The sequence below is a fragment of the Streptomyces sp. NPDC086989 genome (assembly GCF_044745505.1).
GTDB lineage: Bacteria > Actinomycetota > Actinomycetes > Streptomycetales > Streptomycetaceae > Streptomyces.
This window is the reverse complement of record NZ_JBIVAL010000009.1, coordinates 113,842-129,272: the sequence shown is the minus strand read 5'-3', so window position 1 is coordinate 129,272 and position 15,431 is coordinate 113,842. Positions and strand designations below refer to the sequence as shown.

Annotated in this window: 14 protein-coding genes; 4 read left to right on the top strand and 10 right to left on the bottom strand. The window is 72.5% G+C overall.

Annotated features, from left to right (window positions below; translation table 11 throughout):
* Window positions 1–27: 27 nt before the first annotated feature.
* The 4 genes from ACIPK4_RS22950 to ACIPK4_RS22935 are packed head-to-tail and all read right to left on the bottom strand — an operon-like array spanning window position 28 to window position 2,916.
* Window positions 28–456 (bottom strand): universal stress protein, encoded by a 429-nt coding sequence (locus tag ACIPK4_RS22950; RefSeq protein ID WP_402315407.1) that lies wholly within the window; start codon window positions 454–456, stop codon window positions 28–30.
* Between the two features lie 57 nt (window positions 457–513).
* Window positions 514–2,022 carry an APC family permease gene (locus tag ACIPK4_RS22945; protein WP_402315405.1) on the bottom strand — a complete coding sequence of 503 codons (1,509 nt, stop codon included), beginning with the start codon at window positions 2,020–2,022 and terminating at the stop codon, window positions 514–516.
* Window positions 2,023–2,032: 10 nt separating this feature from the next.
* A complete protein-coding gene (locus ACIPK4_RS22940) occupies window positions 2,033–2,407 on the bottom strand; it encodes a DUF3817 domain-containing protein (RefSeq protein ID WP_402315404.1) in 375 nt (124 codons plus the stop codon).
* Between the two features lie 2 nt (window positions 2,408–2,409).
* The gene (locus ACIPK4_RS22935) at window positions 2,410–2,916 is read right to left on the bottom strand and encodes a hypothetical protein (RefSeq protein WP_402315402.1); all 507 of its coding nucleotides are present in this window, start codon (window positions 2,914–2,916) and stop codon (window positions 2,410–2,412) included.
* 185 nt (window positions 2,917–3,101) lie between these two features.
* Here ACIPK4_RS22935 and ACIPK4_RS22930 point away from each other — a divergent pair, with 185 nt between their 5' ends.
* Window positions 3,102–4,055, top strand: coding sequence for a GlxA family transcriptional regulator (locus ACIPK4_RS22930; RefSeq protein ID WP_402315400.1), 954 nt, complete (start codon window positions 3,102–3,104; stop codon window positions 4,053–4,055).
* Window positions 4,056–4,241: 186 nt separating this feature from the next.
* Here ACIPK4_RS22930 and ACIPK4_RS22925 read toward each other — a convergent pair whose 3' ends face one another.
* The 3 genes from ACIPK4_RS22925 to ACIPK4_RS22915 form a co-directional block, all read right to left on the bottom strand.
* The gene (locus ACIPK4_RS22925) at window positions 4,242–5,408 is read right to left on the bottom strand and encodes a CopD family protein (protein WP_402315398.1); all 1,167 of its coding nucleotides are present in this window, start codon (window positions 5,406–5,408) and stop codon (window positions 4,242–4,244) included.
* 131 nt (window positions 5,409–5,539) lie between these two features.
* Complete coding sequence (locus ACIPK4_RS22920) at window positions 5,540–7,675, bottom strand: SpoIIE family protein phosphatase (RefSeq protein WP_402315396.1); 2,136 nt, start codon at window positions 7,673–7,675, stop codon at window positions 5,540–5,542.
* A 107-nt stretch (window positions 7,676–7,782) separates the two neighbouring features.
* On the bottom strand, window positions 7,783–8,511 hold the full coding sequence (locus ACIPK4_RS22915; RefSeq protein ID WP_402315394.1) for a MerR family transcriptional regulator: 729 nt from the start codon (window positions 8,509–8,511) through the stop codon (window positions 7,783–7,785).
* A gap of 65 nt (window positions 8,512–8,576) precedes the next feature.
* On the opposite strand from ACIPK4_RS22915, the gene ACIPK4_RS22910 reads away from it, so the two are divergent.
* A complete protein-coding gene (locus ACIPK4_RS22910; protein WP_402315393.1) occupies window positions 8,577–9,056 on the top strand; it encodes a DUF6194 family protein in 480 nt (159 codons plus the stop codon).
* Window positions 9,057–9,151: 95 nt separating this feature from the next.
* On the opposite strand, the gene katG is transcribed toward ACIPK4_RS22910, so the two are convergent.
* Window positions 9,152–11,383, bottom strand: coding sequence for a catalase/peroxidase HPI (gene katG / locus ACIPK4_RS22905; RefSeq protein ID WP_402315392.1), 2,232 nt, complete (start codon window positions 11,381–11,383; stop codon window positions 9,152–9,154).
* 335 nt (window positions 11,384–11,718) lie between these two features.
* Here katG and ACIPK4_RS22900 point away from each other — a divergent pair, with 335 nt between their 5' ends.
* Window positions 11,719–12,129, top strand: coding sequence for a Fur family transcriptional regulator (locus tag ACIPK4_RS22900; protein ID WP_054227079.1), 411 nt, complete (start codon window positions 11,719–11,721; stop codon window positions 12,127–12,129).
* Window positions 12,130–12,190: 61 nt separating this feature from the next.
* Here ACIPK4_RS22900 and ACIPK4_RS22895 read toward each other — a convergent pair whose 3' ends face one another.
* Both ACIPK4_RS22895 and ACIPK4_RS22890 read right to left on the bottom strand, forming a co-directional pair.
* On the bottom strand, window positions 12,191–13,396 hold the full coding sequence (locus tag ACIPK4_RS22895) for an MAB_1171c family putative transporter (RefSeq protein ID WP_402315390.1): 1,206 nt from the start codon (window positions 13,394–13,396) through the stop codon (window positions 12,191–12,193).
* Window positions 13,397–13,405: 9 nt separating this feature from the next.
* On the bottom strand, window positions 13,406–14,344 hold the full coding sequence (locus tag ACIPK4_RS22890; protein ID WP_402315388.1) for a GDSL-type esterase/lipase family protein: 939 nt from the start codon (window positions 14,342–14,344) through the stop codon (window positions 13,406–13,408).
* 179 nt (window positions 14,345–14,523) lie between these two features.
* Here ACIPK4_RS22890 and ACIPK4_RS22885 point away from each other — a divergent pair, with 179 nt between their 5' ends.
* Window positions 14,524–15,372, top strand: coding sequence for a helix-turn-helix transcriptional regulator (locus tag ACIPK4_RS22885; protein WP_402315387.1), 849 nt, complete (start codon window positions 14,524–14,526; stop codon window positions 15,370–15,372).
* Window positions 15,373–15,431: the final 59 nt, after the last annotated feature.

Here is a 15,431-nt window from a genome sequence, read left to right as displayed (position 1 = left end):
CCCGGCCCGGCGGCGGCCACCGGGCGCCTACTCCCCGGTGCCGCCCTCCGTCGGGACGCACAGCACCGGGACCGGCGACAGGTGCAGCAGTTTGTGGGGGGTCGAGCCGAGCAGGGCGCCGCGCAACGGACTGTCGCCCCAGCTGCCGACGATGATGACCCGTGCGTGGTGGCGGTCCGCGGCGTCGAGCAGGGCCTGGGCGGGTTTCTCGTCGACGACCTCGACCGTCGAGGGGACGCCGGCCCCGTCGGCCGCCTCCACGGCGTGGGCGAGGGCGCTGCGCCCCGCCTGCCGGACGGCTTCGCGGTGGGCCGCGTACTCCTCCCCGGTGGCGCCGGGCGCGGCGGCGCCGTAGACGAGGACGAGCGGTTCGCCGAAGGCGGTGGCGACTTCGAGGGCCACGCGCAGGGCCCGTTCCGCGCCGGGTGACTCGTCGTACCCCAGGACCACGGACATAGGGAACTCCTTCCGGACCTCTCGGACCTCTCGGACTCTGACCTCCCGGGCCGGGGGCTACCCCTTCCCGCCGTGGACGAGCGCCGGATCGACCACGCCCCGGCGCTCCCGCCAGAACCTGCCGTCCCGCACCCGCCAGAAGCACATGATGAGCACGCCGGCCAGGGCGATCCCGATCCCGATCACCAGCGGCGGCCCGAGCCCGAACCAGGAGACGCCGCTCGCCGAGTTCTCCGGATTCGACATGTCGTCGATCGACTCCTCGAGCAGCCAGGCCAGCATCCCCGCCCCGATCAGCGGGCCGAGGCCGATGAGCAGGAAGTTGTGCAGGTTCTCCAGCAGGTGGCGGCGGTAGTAGACGGCGCACGCCACGCCGGTCAGCGCGTAGTAGAACGCGATGAGCAGGGAGAGCGCCGTCAGCGAGTCCAGGAGCGCGTTCTCGCTGATCTGATTGACGATGAGGTACCAGCCAATGGCGATGGCGGCCACCCACCAGGTGCTCACGTCCGGGGTCCGGAACCGCGGATGGATGTGGGCGAGCGGATGCGGCAGCGCGTGGCGCCGGGCCATCGACAGCGCGGTACGGGAAGCGGGGATGATCGTGGTCTGGGTCGAGGCGAGCGCGGACGTGCAGACGGCGAGGAGCACCATCCAGTCCCAGCCGCCCATCACCTCGTGCGCGAGCACGGCGAAGATGGCCTCCTCCTCACCCGCGTTCGCCGCGAGGAACGCGGTGCCGGCGTAGCCGACGACGGCGTATCCGACGGACAGGTAGGTCACCAGCAGCACCACGGTCGACCAGATGCCGGCCCTGCCGGGCGCGGTGGCGGAGTCCTTGACCTCCTCGGTGAGGTTCACCGCGGACTCCCACCCCCAGTAGATGAACACGCCGAGCAGCAGGCCGCCGGTGAGCGCGGCGCCGCCCGCACCGAACGGGTTGAGCCAGCTGAGGGACGGTTCGATGGAGTCGAGGGTGCTGGTCCCGGCGTAGATCCGGTAGAGGGCGACCACCGCGAACGCCAGGAGGAAGAAGACCTGGGCGAGGATGAGGATGTCCTGGAGGTGGGCCGACAGTTCGGTGCCGACGACGCAGATCGCCGTCATGACGAGGATCACGACGACGGCGAGGGTCTGCCGGATCAGCGCGCTGTCCGCCCAGCTGTCGAGACCTACGGCGAGTAGGCCGAAGTGCACGGCGACGTCGGCGAGCGAGCCGATGACCAGGACGCCGGTCATCGTGATCGCCCAGCCGCCGAGCCAGCCCGCCCACGGGCCCATGGCCCGCGTCACCCAGGAGAACGTCGTCCCGCAGTCCTGGTCGACCTTGTTGAGGTAGTAGAAGGCGGCCGCGATCAGCAGCATCGGGACGAACGAGGCCAGCATGATGCCGGGAGCGTAGATCCCGGCCAGCGCCACGATGGGCCCGATCACGGCGGCCAGCGAGTAGGCGGGCGAGGTGGAGTTCAGGCCGATGACGAGCGCGTCGAGGAAACCGATCGCGTTGTGCCTGAGCTCCTCGTCCGGGATCTCCGCTGGTGCTGCGCCGCCGGCACTGTCCTGGGCCATGTACGCATCGTCATGCACCCGGCGGCGCGGCGCGAGGCGCGTGCTCTGTCCGGGGTCCTGCGGCGTCGCCGCCACGGGTCGCCCGGGCACGTCCCGCGGCGAGGCGGCGCAGGGCGAGCGCGCCACCGGCGCCGGGGACGAGGGCGAGCAGCACCGCGGTACGGTCGGAGCGCGCCCCGTCGGTCGCGGGGCCGGACGGGGTGCCGGTACCGGTGCCGGTCGTGGCGGCGCCGATGACGGCCATCAGGTAGGCGCAGCCGTGGACGGGGCCGACGACCGAGGCGAGTTCCCGCTGGTGCACGGTCGCGAGATTCGCCAGCAGCACGGCGAGGGAGAGCAGTTCTGCGGGGGCGGCGATGCGCAGCAGTCGGCTGGGCGGGTGCATGGTCAGGCTCCTGTGGTGGACCCGGGGCGGATGATCATCAGAACGGTCACGGCGGCCCACAGCAGGTTGAACAGCCCGGTGTACATGCCGAGGCGGCGGGCGGTGCGCAGGACGGCCCGGGAGGCGTCCGCGCCGCCGGCGCCGGCCGGACCGTCGAGGGCCGTCAGGGTCGCGAGGGTCAAGAGGGCCGCGCCCTGGCGGGGCAGGATGGCGGCGCCGAGAACGGCGGCGGCCAGTGCGGTCAGCGCGATCGAGGTGATCAGCCAGGCGCTGCCCAGGACACCGAGGCGGTCAGCCGTCGCGAGCCCGAACGCCGGGACCGCGACGGCGACGGCCGCGTAGACACGGCAGATCCGGTGCAGGGTGCGGACGGTGGCGAGGCCGGCGGGGTCGTCCGGTGCCGCCGCGGCCCGGCGGGCGGCGGGCGGGAACATGCCGGCCGCCACGGTGACCGGGCCGATGGTGATGATCGCCGCCAGGACGTGGACGGCGAGGAGGAATTTCGTCACGGGAGCGTTTCCGGGAGGTGGGCGGTCAGTTGCCACCCGAAGCTATGCACCCGCGGATCCGGCCGACAGTGGCGGAATTGCCAGGTCCCAACGGATTCCCGCCAGCACGGCGACCAGGGCCGGGGACCAGCTGTGCGGCTGCTGGCCGGCTTGGCCGGAATCCGGCGGCCACCTACAGTTCAGCCATGCATACGGTGGCCGTACTCGCCCTGGACGGGGTCATCCCCTTCGACCTGTCCACGCCTCTCGAAGTGTTCGGCCGTACCCGGCTGCCGGACGGCCGGCCCGCCTACCGCGTCCGCGTCTGCGCGCCCGCCCCCGAAGTGGACGCCGGTGTCTTCGCGCTCAGGGCCCCCTGGCCGCTCGAAGCCCTCGCCGAGGCGGACACCATCGTGCTCCCCGGCATGGCCGACCTCGACGTTCCCGTTCCGCCGGAGGTCCTCGCAGCACTGCGCGAGGCCGCCGCCCGCGGAACCCGGATCGCCTCGATCTGCGTGGGGGCCTTCGTGCTCGCCGCCACGGGGCTGCTCGACGGACTGCGCGCCACCACCCACTGGCTGGCCGCCCCCGCGCTGGCGGCCCGGCATCCGGGGATCGAGGTCGACGCCGACGTGCTCTACATCGACAACGGGCAGTTCCTCACCTCCGCCGGCGCTGCCGCCGGACTCGACCTGTGCCTGCACCTGATCCGGCGCGACCACGGCTCGGCCGTCGCCGCCGACTCCGCGCGGCTGGCGGTGATGCCGCTGGAACGGGAGGGCGGGCAGGCGCAGTTCATCGTCCACGCGCAGCCGCCCGCCCCCCGCGGATCGACGCTGGAACCGCTGCTGCGCTGGATGGAGGACACGGCCCATCACGAGCTGACCCTCGACGAGATCGCCGCCGAGGCAGGCATGAGCGTACGCACGCTCAACCGGCGCTTCCGCGAGCAGACCGGCACGTCGCCCCTTCAGTGGCTGCACCGGGCCCGGATCCGCCGCGCCCAGCACCTGCTGGAGACCACCGGCCACCCGGTGGAGCGGATCGCGTCCCAGGTCGGCTTCGGTTCGCCGACGGCCTTCCGCGACCGCTTCCGGCGGATCACCGGCACCAGCCCCCACGCCTACCGGCGGGCCTTCCGGCACCAGAACGCGCAGTGATCCCGCGCGCGGCCCGGCCGGCTGCCCGCGCCCCGGGCCGGCGGTCTCGCGGACCGGGAGGTGCTCACGCCCGCGGACCTGGTGACGCCGGAACGGGAGGTCGTGGCGGACCGTTTGTCGTCCGCCGGTGCGCCGACGGCCCGGTCCCCCTGTGGGGAACCGGGCCGTCGGCGTGCGCGGGTGCGGTCAGGAGGCGGCTGCGAGCCCGCGCCGCGCCAGGGCGTCGGAGGCCTTCGCCGTGACGAACAGGGAAGCGGCGAGGGTGAGGACGAGCAGGGCGCCGACGGCGAAGACGGCGCCGGTCGCGACGGGCGCCGGGCTGCCGGCCTCCGAGCGGGCGGAACCAGCGAGGAACGGGACGACGCCCAGGACGGCGGCGCCGAGAACCACCTCGGCCCAGACGACCTTCGGGAAGTGGTGCAGCGTCAGGTGCAGGAGGGAGGACGTCGCGTCCGTCTCCCGGGCGCGGACGATGCGCGGCATCAGCCAGAGCTGGTTGACGGCGCCGGCGGCGACCATCGCGAGGACGAGCAGGATCTTGACGAGCAGCAACAGCCCGTAGGTCGTCGTCCACAGCTGCTCCGGACTGCCGACGTGCCTCCAGGACATCCACAGCCCGGATATGAGCACCCCCGCGACGCAGACCAGCGCCACGAGCCCGAAACGCCGCCAGATGTCCGCCCACAGCAGTCCGGCGTTCCCGCTCAGCCGCCGGCGGGTCGTGGTGAGGGCGGCGAGCAGGGCCAAGCCGCCGGTCCAGACCGTGCCGCTGACGATGTGGGCCTGGCCGCACACGAGGTCGAGCACCTTCTCCGCGTCCTTGGGAGCGGTGGCCGGGACCGCGCCGACGAGGGTGATCGCCAGGGACAGCGGCAGGGCGGTCAGTGCGACGGCGTCGAGGCGACGCCGGCCCGCTGCGGTGAACAGCGCGATCAGCGCGGCGGCCGCGAGCACGAGCACGAGGTTCTGCACCATGTGGATCGTGCCCTGGGCCACCCAGGCGCCCTTGGCGGCGGGCGCGGTCAGGAAGTCCGCGATCCGCCCCGGTGCGAGCGCGTCCCCGAAGGCCATGCCCTTGCCGGCGCGGGCCACCCGCCCGGCGAGCTGGAGGTAGCCCGTGACCAGCAGCACCACACCGGCCCACGCCAGGTACACGGACGTCCGCCGCCGCAGCGCCACGGCGTCGTCGGCCTCCGTCTGCGGCGTGCGCAGGGCGGGACGAACCGAAGCCGCGTACGTGACGGTCGCGCCGATGGCCCCGCTCAGACCGACGAAATAGCCGGTTTTGGTAAAGATGCGCCACAAGGGGGGAGTCACGTACGCCGTGGCCGCAGCAAGGTCCGCATGAATCATGAAGGGAAGGCTAACCTAATTAAGCTTGGCTAAGTAAGGTCCAGGTAAAGCTCATTGACCCGTAGCCGCCATCGCCCGTGCACGTCCGGCTTCAGGCCATCCCGGCGGACGGGGCGCGGCATGCCGAGGCGTTACTGCCCGGCATCGTCACGGTGCATCTGCTCCGTCCAGATGGTCTTCCCGTCGGTGCCGTACCGGGTACCCCAGGCCCGGGCGAGCTGGGCGACGATGAACAGTCCGCGCCCGCCCTCGTCGGCGACGCTCGCGTGCCGCAGGCGCGGAGCGGACGGACTGCTGTCCCGGACCTCACAGGTGAGGACGCGGTCGTTGATGACGCGCAGCTCAAGCGGAGGCTTTCCGTACCGGACACCGTTGGTGACCAGCTCACTGACGATGACCTCGGTCTCGAACACCGTCTCCTGCGCCACGTTCCATTCCAGGAGCTGTTCGCGCACCAGCCGTCGGGCGGCGGCGGCGGCCGTGGGGGCGTCCGGAAGTTCCCAGAGCGCCACCCGATCGGCGGGGAAGGCGTGGGTACGGGCGAGCAGCAGAGCGGTGGGGCCGTCCGCCTCGTCGGCACCCGCATCGGCATCCGCATCTGCATCCGCCTCAGCGGCGCGGGCCGTGAGCGTGTACAGGATGTCGTCGCGCAATTCCTCCAGGGGGCGGTCGGCCCGCGCCAGCACGCGCCGGAGCGCCCCGGGGTCGTCCTGCGGCCGGGGGGCCGGGAACGCGGTGTCGGACAGGACCAGGAGCCCGCCGTCCGGGATCTCGAACGTCATCGCGGCGAACGGCGTGTTCTCGGCGTTCCCCAGCACGGACGCCGACGGCACGTCCCGCACGTCGGTGCCCCCGTCCGGACGGACGACGACGAGACTGGGGGAGCCGGCTCCCGCGACGGTACAGGTGCGGGTCAGCGGGTCGTAGACGGCGTAGGCGCAACGGGCGGCGAGCGCCTTGGGACGCAGCTCTTCGGCGGTCGGCCGGTCCGCGCGCTCGGACGCCAGGAACACCGCGGTGTCGTTGAGCCGCGCGAGGAGCTCGTCCGGTTCCAGTTCGAACGCGGCCAGCGAGCGGACGACGGTGCGCAACTGCCCCATGACGGTGGCGGCGTGCAGGCCCTGGCCGATGACGCTCCCCACGGCCAGCGCCGTACGGGCCCCGGACAGGGGGATGGTGTCGTACCACTGCACTCCGCTGTCGGACGGCAGAAGCAGGTACGCCGTCTCCACCGCGGTGTGCGAGGCCGGGCCGCGGGGGAGCAACTGCCTTTGCACGGTCGCGGCGACGGTGTGCTCGCGGGTGTAGCGCCGGGCGTTGTCGATGCACAGCGCCGTGTGGTCGGCCAGCTGGAGCACGAGATCGACGTCGTTCCCCTCGTACGGGTCGGGCCGCTGTGCGCGGTACAGGCTGATCAGGCCCAGCACGGTGTCGCGCGTCGCCAGCGGAGCCGTGATGAGCTCACGGGCCCCCGACGCGCGGATCGCCTCCGCGCGGTCCGGATCCGTCACGAGCCACGGCAGGTCACCGTCCAGCGTGACCGCGCGGGGCCGCAGGTCGGAGACGGCCTGGGTGTACGGCGTGGGCGCGGGCAAGGAGCGTACGTCGCCCAGCGGATGCGCCTGCGGCTCCCCGGGCCCGCCTCTGCTGCGGAACGCGGCGCGGCGCAGCGGAACGCCGTCCGGCAGGGGAGCCAGCGGCGGATCGTCTCCGCGGAGCACGGCGTCCACCACCTCCACGACCGCGATGTCGGCCACCCGTGGCACCAGGACGTCCACGAGCTCCTGGCAGGTGGCCATCACGTCGAGCGTCCGCCCCACTTGCTCGCGCGCGAGCCGCAACACGTCGGTACGGGCCCGCTCCTTCTCCCGGTCGGTGACGTCGACCACGGTCATCGCGACACCGAGCACCTTCCCGGACGGCGCCTCGAGGCGGAAGACGGACACCTCGTGGAAGTACTCCCTGCCGGGTTCGGTCCCCCGGCGGGCCCGGAGCAGGCGCCCCACCACGGGCACACCGCCCTCCAGCACCCCGCGGACGAGGTCCAGCGCCTCGTCCGCGTCGACGAGTCCGTAGACCTCGTCGAAGCGACGCCCCATGAGATCCTCCACGCGCACGTCGCGCATGGCGGGCGTGGCCGTGTTGACGCGCACGACGCGCAGATCGGTGTCCAGCAGGTGCAGGCCGACCGGGGACTGGCTGAAGAGCGCGTCCAGCATCGCGGACTCCGGGCCGTTCAGAGGCGCGACCGACTCGCTGTGGGCCACTGCGTTACCCCATTCCACCGGAACGGCCGGTACCAACCGCTCGCTGCGCTGCGCCCTGCGGCGCGGACACCGACATCCTGACCCCGCCCGGCCCCGCTCACGTGCGCTCAGGCTGTGCTGGGGCCAAGGATGGCCCGGATGGCGGCCGCAGCGTCGAGCAGGGCGCGCGAGCGCGTCGCGATGGCCGCCTCCCGGACCGCCAGCGCCGCCTCGACGCTCTCCCGGCCACGCCCGCTCCGCAGGTCGGGCATCAGGGCGCGCAGCGGCCCCACCCGGTACCCGGCGCCGCGCAGCTGGTGGACGATCCGGGCGTCGCGGACCTGCGCCGGTGTGTAGCGCCGGCTTCCCCGCGGAGGGAGCCGGTCGGGGACCACCAGGCCTTCGGCGTCCCAGTGCCGCAGCGTCGAGGCGCGTACACCGAGGGCCTCGGCGAGTTCGGACACGCCCATCGCGTCCGCCGGGCGCACGTCCGCCATCGGCTCGGCCGAGATCTGCGCGGCAGCCTCCCGGGCGAGCGCCAGTTGCGTGCGTTCCCGGTCGAGCCGGGCGTGCACCGCGTCGAGCAGGGCGAGCAACCGTGCGGCCGGGCCCTCGTGCGCGGCCCGGACGATCTGCTTGGCCTCCACCGGACCCGTACCGACCGCGAGGGACCGGTAGGCCAGCGCCGAGTGCACGTGGACCTCCGTGTGGACCCGGTGGCCGGCGGCGGTGCGTACTGCGGGCGGCAGCACGCCGTCGCGTTCGAGGTTGCGGATCTGCTGCACGGAGTAGCCGGTACGCCGTGCGACGTCGACCGTGCGCATCACCGCCGATTTGAGGGTTGGCACCCGCTCCACCCTGGTGTCTCCTGCATGCCGCGGCCGGAAGTCTCCACAACCACTTCAATGAAACGCTTGCGGACATGACCATCGACGAGATCATCGACTTCATGGGCGACCTCGAAGGGGTGCTGGCCCTCCGGCCGGTACCCGGCGACGGCTCGCCCGAGATCAGCTGGGGCGACACGTTCTTCTTCCACGCACCGGACGGCGCCGTCCCGGCCGCGACGCAGCCCTTCGCGACGATCGTGACGAAGGACTGTCCCGGCGACACGGGCTCGCGCCTCGACCGGCCGGACGCGTTCCGCGTCAACGTTGCCGCCGGGAGGCGGGAGTTCGTGCGCCGGACCGGCCGGGCGCCGCAGGTCGCGGCCGGCGACGGCGATCCCACCGCTGGCGATCCCGTCGCCGACGACACGGTGACGGCGCACCCCGTCTACGGCTCCCTCGGCTGGCTCGCCGTGGTGAACCCGGGGCTGCGCAGCGACGAGACGCTCCGCGAACTCCTCCGCCACGCGCACGACTTGGCACGGGCGCGGCACGAGCGGCGAACGGGCCGGTGAGCGTCCGTGCCGGTGAGCGTCCGTGCCGGTGAGCGTCCGGGTGCCCGTGAGCGTCCGGGTCGGCCGACAGGGGCCGGCCGACCCGGACGGCACGGTCAGGCGAGGTCGAACCGGTCGAGGTTCATGACCTTGTCCCACGCGGCGACGAAGTCCTTCACGAACTTCTCCTTCGCGTCATCGCTCGCGTAGACCTCCGCGAGCGCACGCAGCTCGGAGTTCGAACCGAAGACGAGGTCTGCCCGGGTGCCGGTCCACTTGACCTCACCGGTGGCGGCGTCGACGCCCTCGAACGTGTTCGCGTCCTCGGACGTGGCCCGCCACGTGGTGCCCAGGTCGAGCAGGTTGGTGAAGAAGTCGTTCGTCAGCGACTCGGGCGTGCGGGTGAACACGCCGAGGGAGGACTGCTGGTGGTTCGCGCCGAGGACGCGGAGCCCCCCGACGAGGACGGTCATCTCGGGGGCGCTCAGCGTCAGCAGGTTCGCCCGGTCGATCAGCAGGTACTCCGCCGGCAGCCGGTTGCCCTTGCCGAGGTAGTTGCGGAAGCCGTCGGCGGTCGGCTCCAGCGCCGCGAACGACTCCACGTCGGTCTGCTCCTGCGACGCATCCGCACGGCCCGGCGTGAAGGGGACCGTCACCTCGAACCCGGCGTTCTTGGCGGCCTGCTCCACGGCGGCGCCGCCCGCGAGCACGATCAGGTCGGCGAGGGAGACCTGCTTGCCGCCCTCCTGGGCCGAGTTGAAGGACTGCTGGATCGACTCCAGGGTCCGCAGCACCGTCGCCAGCTGGTCGGGGTCGTTGACCTCCCAGCCGCTCTGCGGCTGGAGGCGGACCCGTCCGCCGTTGGCGCCGCCGCGCTTGTCGCTGCCGCGGAAGGACGAGGCCGACGCCCACGCCGCGGAGACCAGCTGGGACACCGACAGGTCCGAGGCGAGGATCCGGCTCTTGAGGTCGGCGATGTCGTCGGCGTCGACGAGCTCGTGCGTCACGGCGGGCAGGGGGTCCTGCCACAGCAGCGTCTCGGCCGGGACCTCCGGGCCGAGGTAGCGCACGATGGGGCCCATGTCGCGGTGCGTCAGCTTGAACCAGGCACGGGCGAAGGCGTCCGCGAACGCCGCGGGGTCGGCCAGGAAGCGACGCGAGATCTGCTCGTACGCGGGGTCCACGCGCAGCGCGAGGTCGGTCGTCAGCATCGTCGGGGCGTGGGTCTTCGACGCGTCGTGGGCATCGGGGACGGTGCCCGCCCCGGCGTTGTCCTTCGGCCGCCACTGGTTCGCACCGGCAGGGCTCTGGAACAGCTCCCACTCGTAACCGAAGAGGATTTCGAAGAAGCTGTTGTCCCAGGTCACCGGCGTGTTCGTCCAGATGCCCTCAAGACCGCTGGTGATCGCGTCGGCGCCCTTGCCGGTGCCGAAGCTGCTGCTCCAGCCGAGACCCTGCTGCTCCAGCGGAGCGGCCTCGGGGTCGTCGCCCACGTGGTCCGCGGGACCCGCGCCGTGGGTCTTGCCGAAGGTGTGGCCGCCCGCGATCAGGGCGACCGTCTCCTCGTCGTTCATCGCCATCCGGCGGAACGTCTCGCGGATGTCGCGGGCCGCGGCGAGCGGGTCCGGGTTGCCGTTGGGGCCCTCCGGATTGACGTATATGAGGCCCATCTGAACCGCGCCGAGCGGGCTCTCCAGCTCACGGTCGCCGGTGTAGCGCTGGTCGTCGAGCCAGGTGGTCTCGGGGCCCCAGTACACGTCCTCGTCGGGCTCCCAGACGTCCGCGCGGCCGCCGCCGAAGCCGAACGTCTCGAAGCCCATGGACTCCAGGGCGACGTTGCCGGTGAGGATCATGAGGTCGGCCCACGAGATGCTCCGGCCGTACTTCTTCTTCACCGGCCACAGCAGTCGGCGGGCCTTGTCGAGGTTCCCGTTGTCCGGCCAGCTGTTGAGGGGGGCGAAGCGCTGCTGTCCGGCCCCCGCACCGCCGCGGCCGTCGCTGATCCGGTAGGTGCCCGCGCTGTGCCAGGCCATGCGGATCATGAACGGGCCGTAGTTGCCGAAGTCCGCCGGCCACCAGTCCTGAGAGCTCGTCAGCACCTCGGCAATGTCCCGCTTCACTGCAGCGAGGTCGAGCGTTTTGAACGCCTCGGCGTAGTCGAACTCCTCACCGAGGGGATTGGCCACGGCGGGGTTCTTCGCGAGGATCTTGAGGTTGAGCCGCTCGGGCCACCACTGGCGGTTGCCGCCGCCCTGCGTCGGGTGCGGGGCGCGGCCGTGCGCGACCGGACAACCGCCCCCGCCCTCCGACTTGGCGTCTACGACGATTGCATCATGGTTCTCAGACATGGGAATCCTTCCAAACCGGGCGGATCACGGTGCTAAGGAAATGCGGGTGGCGGAAGCGGCGGAAGCGGCGTACGAGCGCGGCTGCGTTGACGGTGTGACGTGACGCGGGGAAGGCTGCGAGCCACAGGCCGACATTGCGCAACTCCTCGAGAGTGGTCCGTCACATCTGTGTCTCACTGCGGCACCGGAGGCTTCCTGTCCCTTGGCTGCCGACCGAACCGATCCTACGATGGACGCAATCCAAGTCAAGAACAACGTCAAACCCATATCCCCCCGGGACCCGGACGTCTTCCCCGACTCCGGGCGCCCCACCGAGCCAGAGTGGGTGATCCGCCATGAGTGACCTGCTGGAACGACTGCGAGGGCGTGGCTGGAGGATGACCTCCCAGCGCCGTGTCGTTGCGGAGGTGCTCGACGGAGACCACGTGCACCTCACGGCCGACGAGGTGCACGCCCGTGCGGCTGAGCGGCTGCCCGAGATCTCACGGGCCACCGTCTACAACGCCCTGGGGGAGCTGGTCGCCCTCGGCGAGGTCGCCGAACTGGCCACGGACGGCCGCGCGAAGCGCTACGACCCCAACGCGCACCATCCGCACCACCACTTGGTGTGCTCCCGCTGCGGAACGATCCGCGACGTGCACCCGGCCGGCGACCCCTTGGCCGGCCTCCCCCCGGAGGAGCGGTTCGGCTTCCTCGTGTCGAAGGCCGAGGTCACCTACCGCGGTCTGTGTCCGTCCTGCGCCTGACACGCAGCAGGACGGACACGGCCCGAAGCCGCGCGGCCGGGATCCGACGGCGCGGTCGGCGTCACGCCGGTGTGCCCTGCTCCGCGGCGGCGGCCTGCCGGCAGGACCGCACGGTGGCCGACGTGGCCAGGGCCCGGGACATCCGGACCAGCCCCGACGGAGTGTTCGGCGAGATCAGGACCGGGCTCGCGGCCCTCGGCGCGGCCGGTTCCGGGCCGCCCCGGGCACGTCCCCAGAGCACGACGGCACGGGCCAGCGCCGCCGCGTCGGCCACGGCCTCGGCCTCGTCGGCCGGACGGCCCGCGGCCAGTTCCCTGCGCAACGCCTGCTCCCGTACGGCGGCGTGCAGGTAGGGGCTGACCGTGAGGATCCCGTCGTGGATGTCCGACTCGCGCTGGGTCAACCTGATCTCGATGGGCGTCCACGGGCCGCCGGCCAGGTTGATGCTGTGCCGTGTCGCCGCCCGCAGTTCACGGGAGAGCGGCCGGAGCCGGACGTACCGGCTCCACATGTCCCACTGCCCGGTGACGTGCTGGGAGACGAGCGGCAGCACGAACCCGGTCCCGACCAGCAGCGCGGACACCGACGCGAACGCCGGTGCCACCTCGGCGCTCAGGACGTCCCAGTCGCCGCCGGCCCAGCGCGCCCCGATCGCGCTGAACTTCGCGGCGTCGTAGAGCAGGTTCAGCACGTATCCGGACGCGATCAGCGTCAGCCCCGCGCGCAGCGGGCCGTGGACCTCGCGCGCCCACCGCCGGCACAGCAGCGTCATGGTGACCGCCGCGGTGGTGTGGGCCGCGAGGTAGAGGAGGATCATCTCCCTGATGTACGGCGTGGACGCGTAGTACGTGTCGAGGTCGCGCAGGCGCTCCACAGGGGTGTCGCCGAGCGCGAACAGCACGTTGACGGCCGCGATCACCGCGAGGGTGACCACGGTGCACAGGCGCGACCGCCGACGCGTCCGCTCCGCGTCCTCCGGGCCGCTGCTCCACCGGAAGATGAGCACGATGTTGGCCCCCGAGAAGGCCGTGAGCAGCGAGAACACCACCGGCGCGGCGGCGTTGGGAATCCCCGTGATCCGATTGACCGCGACCAGGGTGGGGATCGCGGTGAACCCGAACACGGCGGTGGCCAGGACCAGGAGGGTCACCACGGACCGCAGGAGTTCGTCGCGGGGGTTGCGGTACAGGGCGGGGGCCTTGAGGGCCGCCGCCACGAGCAGCAGGGCTCCGGGCAGGTAGAAGCCCAGTCCGTTCGAGTCGTTCACCGCACGCGCTCAGCGGCTCAGCTCGTCGAGGTGCCGGTACAGGGCCTCGTGCCCTTCGGCGGTCGGGTGGACTCCGTCGACGAGCAGTCCGGCGTTCCCGCGCAGCGGCTCCCACAGGTCAAGGTGGTCGACGTGGTTCTGCTCGCACCAGGCCCGCATGGACGCGCGCAGGGCCAGTACGCGTGCCCGGGTGAAGCGCAGGCCCTCGTAGTCGCGGGTGCGCTCTTCGTCGATCCACGTCGGTCCCACGACGACGAGCCGGGCGTTGTGGTCGAGGGCCGTCGCGGCCAGCGCGTCGAGACGGTCCTCGACGTGCGTCGGCTCGTCGGACCGGGCCGGCGGGGAACCGGCCGGCAGGGCGCTGTCGTTGATCCCCGCGGCGACGAGGAGCGTGTCGGGCCGGCGGGGGCCCAGCAGCGCGGGCGTCTGCTCGCTGACGTCGGCCAGGGTGATGCCCGGGACGGCCAGGTTGAACAGCCGGTGCCCGGCCTCGTTCCGCGCGATGTGGGAAGCCGCCAGGCGGCCCGCCCATCCTCCCCGCGGGTCGCAGCGCCCGTAGGCGATGCTGTCGCCGACGATCACGATGCGCTGGGCCGAGCGCAGCGGCTTCGCGTCCAGGTACGCCCAGACGCTCTCCCCGGAGGTGAGCGCGACCCGGCGGCGGACGTAGTCGTCGACCTCGTAGGCGTCGGCGGCGGCGAGTTCCCGGTCGGTCAGCCGCAGCACGGCGCCCTCGACGGCGGAGCCGAGCCTGCGCTCCAGGATCAGGTGGACGTCGAGCCCGCTCGCGGCGATCACGGCCGGGTCGGTGATCGGAAGGGGCCTGGTGGTGTAGCCGGCCAGCGACGCCGGGGAGGTGGGCACAGCCCGGCCGAAGAGAGCGGTCTGCACCCGTTCGTCCCTCAACGTGCCGAAGGAGAAGAGGGTGTGGGGGCGGGTTTCGGTCACTGAGCCGCAGGGCCTTTCTTGAAACAGATGATCAACTCACCCTAGCGGGCACCCCCGGACGACCGAACCGGACCCCGGCCGACGCCCGTTGGGCCCGGCCGGCCCGGCCGGCCCGGCCGCCCGGCCGCCCGTCGGCCGCTCCCGCCCCGGCGGACGGGAGCCTCGGTTAGGTTGGGGCCATGAGTGACACCACTGCCTTGGGAGAGTTCCTCAGAGCACGGCGCGAGGCCCTCGCACCCCAGGACGTGGGACTGTCCGGGCAGGGCCGGCGGCGGGTGCCGGGGCTGCGCCGGGAGGAAGTGGCCCTGCTGGCGGGCGTCAGCTCCGATTACTACATGCGTCTGGAACAGGGCCGGGAGACCAGCCCCTCACCGCAGGTCGTCGACGCGATCGCCGCCGCCCTGCGGCTCGACGAAGCGGCCCGCCACCACCTGCGCAGACTGCCCCGCGCCGCCCACGGACGCCACGACGCCCCCGCCGGACACGACGGCGTCAGCCCGCAACTCCTGGCGCTGCTCGACAGCTGGCCCGACACCCCCGCCTTCGTCCTGGGACCGGCCCTGGACGTCCTGGCGCACAACACCCTCGCCGCGGCCCTGCACAGCGGATTCCAGCGGTTCGACAACCTCGCCCGCATGGTCTTCCTCGACCCGGCCGGGCGCGCGTTCCACCGGGACTGGGAGCGAGCCGCGCACTCCTGCGTCGCGGAGCTCCGCAACGCCTACGGATACGACCCCGGTTCCCCCAGGATCAACGAGGTGGTCGACGCGCTCCGGGCGCAGAGCCCGGAATTCGCCGGACTCTGGGCACGGCACGCGGTGCGGGGCAAGACCCAGCAGGCCAAGCACCTCGCACACCCCGAAGCCGGCGCCCTGGAGATCGAGCTCTCGGCCTTCACCGTCAACGGAGCCCCGCACCAGCAGCTGGTCGTCTACCGGGCCGAGCCCGCGGGCGCCACGGCGGCCGCCTTCGCGGAACTCCGCTCCGGGGCCGGCCACGGAGCGCTCCACGGCAGCGGCGCTTCCTGATCCTGGGTGCGCCGCACCCAGGAGAACGGCGACCTGGTTACCGCGGCGAACGCGACCGA

What these genes read in the sequence shown, in the direction of transcription:
- ACIPK4_RS22950 (WP_402315407.1), bottom strand. Translation starts at nt 456, where the DNA reads ATGTCCGTGGTCCTGGGGTACGACGAGTCACCCGGCGCGGAACGGGCC.
- ACIPK4_RS22945 (WP_402315405.1), bottom strand. Translation starts at nt 2,022, where the DNA reads ATGGCCCAGGACAGTGCCGGCGGCGCAGCACCAGCGGAGATCCCGGAC.
- ACIPK4_RS22940 (WP_402315404.1), bottom strand. Translation starts at nt 2,407, where the DNA reads ATGCACCCGCCCAGCCGACTGCTGCGCATCGCCGCCCCCGCAGAACTG.
- ACIPK4_RS22930 (WP_402315400.1), top strand. Translation starts at nt 3,102, where the DNA reads ATGCATACGGTGGCCGTACTCGCCCTGGACGGGGTCATCCCCTTCGAC.
- ACIPK4_RS22925 (WP_402315398.1), bottom strand. Translation starts at nt 5,408, where the DNA reads ATGATTCATGCGGACCTTGCTGCGGCCACGGCGTACGTGACTCCCCCC.
- ACIPK4_RS22910 (WP_402315393.1), top strand. Translation starts at nt 8,577, where the DNA reads ATGACCATCGACGAGATCATCGACTTCATGGGCGACCTCGAAGGGGTG.
- katG (WP_402315392.1), bottom strand. Translation starts at nt 11,383, where the DNA reads ATGTCTGAGAACCATGATGCAATCGTCGTAGACGCCAAGTCGGAGGGC.
- ACIPK4_RS22900 (WP_054227079.1), top strand. Translation starts at nt 11,719, where the DNA reads ATGAGTGACCTGCTGGAACGACTGCGAGGGCGTGGCTGGAGGATGACC.
- ACIPK4_RS22885 (WP_402315387.1), top strand. Translation starts at nt 14,524, where the DNA reads ATGAGTGACACCACTGCCTTGGGAGAGTTCCTCAGAGCACGGCGCGAG.